At 55.2% G+C, this 6236-nt stretch carries 6 protein-coding genes; 1 reads left to right on the top strand and 5 read right to left on the bottom strand.

All coding sequences use genetic code 11. The features are described from left to right. The 5 genes from AC0V6N_RS15270 to AC0V6N_RS15250 all read right to left on the bottom strand — a co-directional run. On the bottom strand, window positions 1-751 hold a 751-nt coding region (locus AC0V6N_RS15270; protein WP_486172394.1), incomplete at its 3' end, for a HupE/UreJ family protein. 5 nt (window positions 752-756) lie between these two features. After that, window positions 757-1557 (bottom strand): peptidyl-prolyl cis-trans isomerase, encoded by an 801-nt coding sequence (locus AC0V6N_RS15265; RefSeq protein ID WP_486172393.1) that lies wholly within the window; start codon window positions 1555-1557, stop codon window positions 757-759. Further along, window positions 1557-3485 (bottom strand): DUF3604 domain-containing protein, encoded by a 1929-nt coding sequence (locus AC0V6N_RS15260; protein WP_486172392.1) that lies wholly within the window; start codon window positions 3483-3485, stop codon window positions 1557-1559. Before AC0V6N_RS15260 ends, AC0V6N_RS15265 begins: the two co-directional genes overlap by 1 nt. Before the next feature lie 56 nt (window positions 3486-3541). Then, window positions 3542-3991, bottom strand: coding sequence for a MaoC family dehydratase (locus AC0V6N_RS15255; protein ID WP_486172391.1), 450 nt, complete (start codon window positions 3989-3991; stop codon window positions 3542-3544). Between the two features lie 30 nt (window positions 3992-4021). Next, the gene (locus AC0V6N_RS15250; protein ID WP_486172390.1) at window positions 4022-5101 is read right to left on the bottom strand and encodes a CaiB/BaiF CoA transferase family protein; all 1080 of its coding nucleotides are present in this window, start codon (window positions 5099-5101) and stop codon (window positions 4022-4024) included. A 266-nt stretch (window positions 5102-5367) separates the two neighbouring features. On the opposite strand from AC0V6N_RS15250, the gene AC0V6N_RS15245 reads away from it, so the two are divergent. Further along, window positions 5368-6150: a WecB/TagA/CpsF family glycosyltransferase gene (locus AC0V6N_RS15245; RefSeq protein WP_486172389.1), complete on the top strand. Its 783-nt coding sequence runs from the start codon at window positions 5368-5370 to the stop codon at window positions 6148-6150. Window positions 6151-6236: the final 86 nt, after the last annotated feature.

Below are 6236 nucleotides of genomic sequence, written 5' to 3'. Positions count from 1 at the left end.
CGTGAAACAGGCCAAAACCAAAAGCGACCAGCCACGGAAAACGTCGCGTTAGAGTTTGCCGGTTCGGATCACGAAGGATCAGCGCAACTTCCATCGCAAGAAAAATGATCGAAAGCGCGATCAAAGCCTCAACCGGACGACCTGGAAGGCCAGAATAGCCGAGCACAGTCGCCACCAAAGTGATCGAATGCGCAATTGTGAAAGCGGTAGCAGCCTTGATCACGGGCCAGGGCGCCCGCACCAACAGCACCAGCGCGATGACAAAAAGCAAGTGATCCCATCCAAACAAGATATGGTCTGCACCGATCACAAAATAGTCGACAAGGACGCTCAGTGCGGACGCTTCAGCCAAGATCACCGCGTTGGGTTTTTCAGATGTGAGACGAAAGCTCTGGACCGGACCATCTCGGGGGATGAACCGCGCAATGGCATCTGATTTTCCGAGCAATTCGCTGAGCCCAAAGTACTGGCCTGCCAAACTTCCATCGCATTGAAGGGTCGCGCGGCCCATCAGTGCCGCCGATTGAATGCGTTGGACGACATCGCCAGCGATTTTGCAGTTTTCGGGTATGACCGGTTCCAATGTTTCGGTTAGCAACCCAGCGCTACCAACCGAAAGTGTGACCTTGTAGTCAAGCGCGAATTCTCCAGGCTCTCCCTCGCGCAACTCGACCAGTGACGGCCGCAATTCATGCGCCACGAGTGGCGTAGCTGCGAGAAGCGCAAGCATAGACACAAGCAAGCGGAGCATATTGTTCACCGTTCGATGTTTATGCGATAGGCGCTGCGCAGCGTTTGATAGGCGCGTTCTTTGCGCTGCATAATCTGATCGCTGCGCCAATCATTCGCCAAAACGCCGCGTAACTCGGCAAAATCAGGTCGCGCAGCATCGCGCTGAGTTAAACGCAAGAGATGCCAACCAAATCCCGATTGTATCGGCCCCTGCCATTCCTCGTTCGCGTCCATTGTTTTGAGTGACTGCGCGAACTGCATGCCAAATCGTGTTTCGACATCTCGCATAGTGCTTGCTTCGACCAGCGCCGGAAGGCTCGTTGATTGGTCCGCTATGTTTCCACTTTGCAAAGCTGATCTTGCGGATGCCTCGCTTGAAAACAATGCCTGCTCAAAACTAACCTTGGCACGCGCTGATCCTTGACCAGCATATCGTTCTTCGTTCGCTTCCAAAAATGCACGTAGTACGGCGTCTGACGGCTCAGCAGTTTCGGCAGCAAGGCTGGCAGAAAGGTCCATCTTGGATACCATACGCCGCCGAACAATCGCATCACCATCATCGAGACCTAACCTCAAAGCCTCACGATAAAGCACTTCCTCACGCACAAAGGCATCTATCGCAGTGTCCAGTTCAGCATCAGTGGGAGAACGCCCCATGGTAAGCGCAAAGCTTTCAGCGATTTGCTCGGCCTCACTCGCGCCAACGTTTATGACGCGCGACGTAGGATCAGGTGGCGAACCGCCCCATGTGAGCGCGATGTATAGAACGAGGCCTAGCCCAGCAAAGTGGACTAACGGCTCGCGCGTCCAATTGGGTAGCTGCATCAGTTGCTCTGTTCAGGCGCTTTGAGCCAAATTGGCGAGGTGTATGCGCGCTCCTGTGCCACCGCATCCGCCATTGCGTCTTCGGTCAAAGTGACGCCAAAACGCACCGCATCATATAGCGTCCAGCGCGGCGTTGGGATCTCTAGAACACGCACATAGTAAAACGCGCGTTGGCCTTGGCTGTAGTCGGGATCGGTCCAAACCGTGCGCAGCTCAATTGCGCCGATTGAGTTGGTATAAGTAGCATCCTCGCGGTTCACGGTGTCGCCTACGAATGGCACTTTGCCAGCAGACCTGCGGCGCGTTTCCATGTCGCTCCACACCACATCATAGACACGCTCTTGCATGGCACCGGAAGGATCAAGCCAGCCCTTGATCACTTGCACTCGATCGAGATTAGCGCCGTCTGAATCTTTCAACGCGCTGATCATGAAGTGAGGGGCATCGCCCTGATCGGTCAGTTCACCGCCCATTGGCACACCGCGCGAATAGCCTTCGCGCACCCAATCGCCGTTCAAATCTAACTCGGTAAAGTCAAAACCACCAAAGACACGGACCGTCATGCGCGGCCCCGTTGTTGCATAGACTTCGCGACGGGCAAAAGCGTCAAAAATCTCCGCTCGCGTATTGCCCCGTGCCCAAGCCGCAGCGTAGCCGCCTGCCAGATAGTGCCAACCGAACCGACCTTCGCGTGTGCCTAGGTTCTGCCCCACGATTGCACGGTCAGTATAGCTTTGCTCGTTCCCGGTATGCTTGCCCCAGAAGTTATCTTCATCACCTGTCGCGAGCGAGGTGTGGCTATCGGTCGACCCAATCATGCCAAAGGCATACGGGTTCACTCCCATTTGCGCCTCAAGCGTAAGGCCGCGCAGCAAAGCCGAACGCGCATAGGACCCTGCATACATCGAAGGATCGGTCTCCTCGCTAAGAGAGAGGTTGCCAAAGTCCCAGCCCTGAACACCAAATCCCGCCATTTCATCATTGGGTGATAGGAACGGGTGCGTCTCGCTATCCCCTTTGATCTGCGTCGCCTCCACGACTGGTTCGGCCCATGCGCGCATTGCGGCATACTCCTCAGTCATTGGCGAGCCATCTTCCATTGTCATCTGGAACATCAACCCATTGGACAAATTGGGATTGTGAGGGATCGCAAGCACACGCCCGCCGGTCTCTTCCTCGTAACCGCGCATATACTCCCATAGCTGTGGCGGAGTTGTGGTGAGACCGGGAAAGGGGACCGTCTGCCTAGTCTTGTCACTGCCATCGCGGAACATCACAACGCGGTGCAAATTGTTGCCATTGGGCATGGCAGTCCACTCGTACCCGGCAAATGCGGTGAACACGCCCGGCTCATTATAGCGGTCGAGAATGCTCAACTGCGTATTCCAGATGTCTTTTGTGGCTTCAGCCGCGGCCTCGGGATCAGCCATGGCCTCGGGCACATTGTCTTCTGCTGCAGCAGTGATCAACTCCCCGATCGCACGGGTCGACTGCTCTGGGCTTTCATGCATCATATCGTACCAACGAAGCACGGTTTCATCGCCGATGACCCAATTCACATACCAACGCGGTGCATCATACAGCCGCCGCGTCGCGCCGAGGGCGTCCGAGTGATCAGCAATCACAAGAAAATCGAGCGGCCGAGCAAGTTTGGTTTGCGCGCCAGTTGTTGCCGTCACTTCTTCGCCGCGCGCGAAGCGCAGGGCCTCTTCCGGTCCCAGTCGCGTGCCAAATCCAAAGGCATCGACCGAATTGTCAGTATGGAGGTGCGTATCCCCCCAATAGGGACGATCAGGAAACTCAGCGAGCTCGATTGTGCCTTCGCCATCACCGGTCTGGGCAGGTTCCAGCGCAGGTTCACTGTTGCAACCAGCCAAAGCCAGCGTTGCCAAGCTCACAGCCGCCAATGCGTTACAAGTGTTGCGCATCGTCTTCCCCTTTTTTCACTATCGGTAAGAAGTGTGCGCCCATGATGCGCGCTTCGTCAAGCAGACTTACGCAAAAGCGCTGACCGTTCGCAGCGGCAAACGACTTCATCACGCTGGTTCAACAACTCGTGAATGAATGTCACGATACCCGCCTCAGGGCGTGACTTGCTCGCTCGCAGGTCTTTCACTTCACTTCGCGCCCGCATCGTGTCGCCAATAAATACAGGGTTAGGTGTGACAACCTTATCGAAGCCGAGATTCGCGACCAATGTGCCCAAAGTGGTGTCACCAACTGACAGCCCCACAAGAAGTGAGAAAGTGAAGGTTGAATTCACCAGAATTTGCCCAAATCCGCTCTCCTTCGCCGCCTCCACATCAAGATGCAGTGGCTGCGGATTATGCGTCATGGTTGAGAAAAGAAGGTTGTCAGTCTCAGTGACTGTCCGACGGATTTCATGCTCGATCGTCTCACCAATCTGCCACTCATCGAAGAATTTACCTGCCACTGATCACTATCCCTTCAGTTGGTCCGCCCACTAGGCATCGCCCCAAGACGCAACAATATCAGCGCCATCGTCAGCGCTGGACCGGACAGCGCCTGGTGTTCGGCTAAAGCGCGGTGCGGGTGCGGTGTGCCATTCGCCTTCATGTTCAATGTAAGCATCGCGCGCCTTCATATGTGGGTGCTCTCGTACCTCATCAACACCAAGGACTGGGGCAAAGCACGCATCGCTGCCTTCTAGCATCTCGACCCATTCTGCTTGGGGCTTGGTCTTGAACAATGCGGCCAGCGCTTCAGCATAGTCATCCCAGTTTGCAGGGTTCATTTGCCCATCTGCCAGCCGCACATCAGCACCCGATTTCTCCAGCAGCTCGGCGTAGAATTGTGGCTCAATCGCGCCGACCGAAACTTCTTTCCCATCAGCACACTCAAAACAGCGATAGAAATGAGCCGCGCCGCTCAACATCCCTTCGCCTCGCTCGGTGGTGAGGTAGGGCACTTTGCGCACGCCAAAGAAGAAGCTCATCAAGCTGGTCGCGCCATCGACTATTGCTGCATCAACCACCTGGCCCTTGCCCGATTGCTGGCGCTCATAGAGCGCAGCCATGATGCCAAATGCGCAATACATCGAGCCACCGCCAAAATCACCTACGAGGTTTTGTGGCGGAACCGCGGGTTGACCAGCCTTTCCAACCGCTGCCAAAGCGCCGGTGATCGCGATATAATTGATATCGTGGCCAGCGACTTGCGCCAAAGGCCCGTCCTGTCCCCAGCCCGTCATTCGGGCGAAAATCAGCCTTGGATTGAGCTTTAGCATAGGTTCTGGGCCAAAGCCCAAACGCTCCATTACGCCGGGTCGGAAGCCTTCGATTAGGACGTCAGCTTTACTAACCGCCTCTCTGCAAAACGCTTTGCCCTCGTCGCTTTTGAGGTCGACTGTTGCACGATGCCGCGCTCGCTCAACAACGGTGTTCGATACTCCTTGTCCAGGCCGGTCAATCCGAACCACTTGCGCACCCAGGTCAGCAAGCAGCATAGCGACGTGAGGCCCTGGCCCAATCCCACTGAATTCCACGACTTTCAAACCAGCCAACGGCCCTTGGAGTTGATCCATCTGTGTTATCCTCCTCTTTCACCTCCTCCTGCCGCCCTCGCCAAAGCCTTGCAAGGCTTCGATACGCATGCATCGCAAAAGAGTGCAAACACGGTCTGAGCCGTTGTGGCCAGCCATCCGCGATTGTGCGTTGCGCCATGACCATCGCGTTGCTAGGCGCGGGGTGGTTAAGCGGCGGCGTGATGGAGGCCGAAAATCTGGATTAGCGATAGGATCAAGCGAGCCTTAAGTTGGCTCATGACTTGCTGCTATTTCCTCGAGTATCAATGATGAACCAACCTGCGCATCATACTTCGCGGATCACTTTTTTTGGCACCAATGTTGATCTGCTTTCTCTTGATGAATTGATCGCGCGAGCTGAAGCATCGATGCAGAGCAAATCGCTCACCCGCCACACCGCGCTAAATGTTGCAAAGCTCATCAATATGCGAACCGATACCGAGCTCGCTAATGATGTGAACACCAGCGATTTAGTCGGGATCGACGGAAAAGGCATCGTTTACGGCCTCAGCCTTTTTGGTCTTTCATCCGCTAAACGGGTGGCAGGAATTGATCTGTTTTACGCGCTCTTGGATCATTGTGCTAAGTCTGGGCGGCGTCCCTTTTTGTTAGGGGCCAAGCAGGCGAATCTAGACCGGGCAATGGACGTCGCAAGATCACGCTACCCTGGGCTTGAATTCGCTGGTTCGCGAAATGGCTATTTTGCCTTCGAAGAGCACCAAGAGGTCGTCAGCGAAATTGCCGCATCCAAGGCTGATTGTCTCTTCGTTGCAATGCCCACCCCGCACAAAGAGCGGTTCCTAAATGCCCATGCAGCGCATCTTGGTGTCCCATTCATCATGGGCGTCGGCGGTTCGGTCGATGTATTGGCGGGCCATGTGTCGCGCGCCCCAAGATGGATGCAAGAAGCCGGACTGGAATGGTTCCATCGTATGATCAAGGAACCTCGTAAGATGATAGGCCGGTACGCTAGGACCAATTCAGCATATGCTGTGCTGCTGTTACGCACTCTGCTATCTGGCAACAATCCGATTGGACGCGCAGACTAATTCACGAACTTAAAAGTACATTGTTCTAAAGGCGGGCTTCAACCCGTTTCATTGAGGCCAAGAGTGACAGAGCAGGAAAAGATTGA

The organism is Erythrobacter sp. S57(2025), assembly GCF_057365055.1.
This window is presented reverse-complemented; position numbering and strand designations above follow the sequence as displayed.

Coding starts and splice junctions, on each gene's coding strand:
- AC0V6N_RS15265 (WP_486172393.1), bottom strand. CDS start 1,557: ATGCAGCTACCCAATTGGACGCGCGAGCCGTTAGTCCACTTTGCTGGG.
- AC0V6N_RS15260 (WP_486172392.1), bottom strand. CDS start 3,485: ATGCGCAACACTTGTAACGCATTGGCGGCTGTGAGCTTGGCAACGCTG.
- AC0V6N_RS15250 (WP_486172390.1), bottom strand. CDS start 5,101: ATGGATCAACTCCAAGGGCCGTTGGCTGGTTTGAAAGTCGTGGAATTC.
- AC0V6N_RS15245 (WP_486172389.1), top strand. CDS start 5,368: ATGATGAACCAACCTGCGCATCATACTTCGCGGATCACTTTTTTTGGC.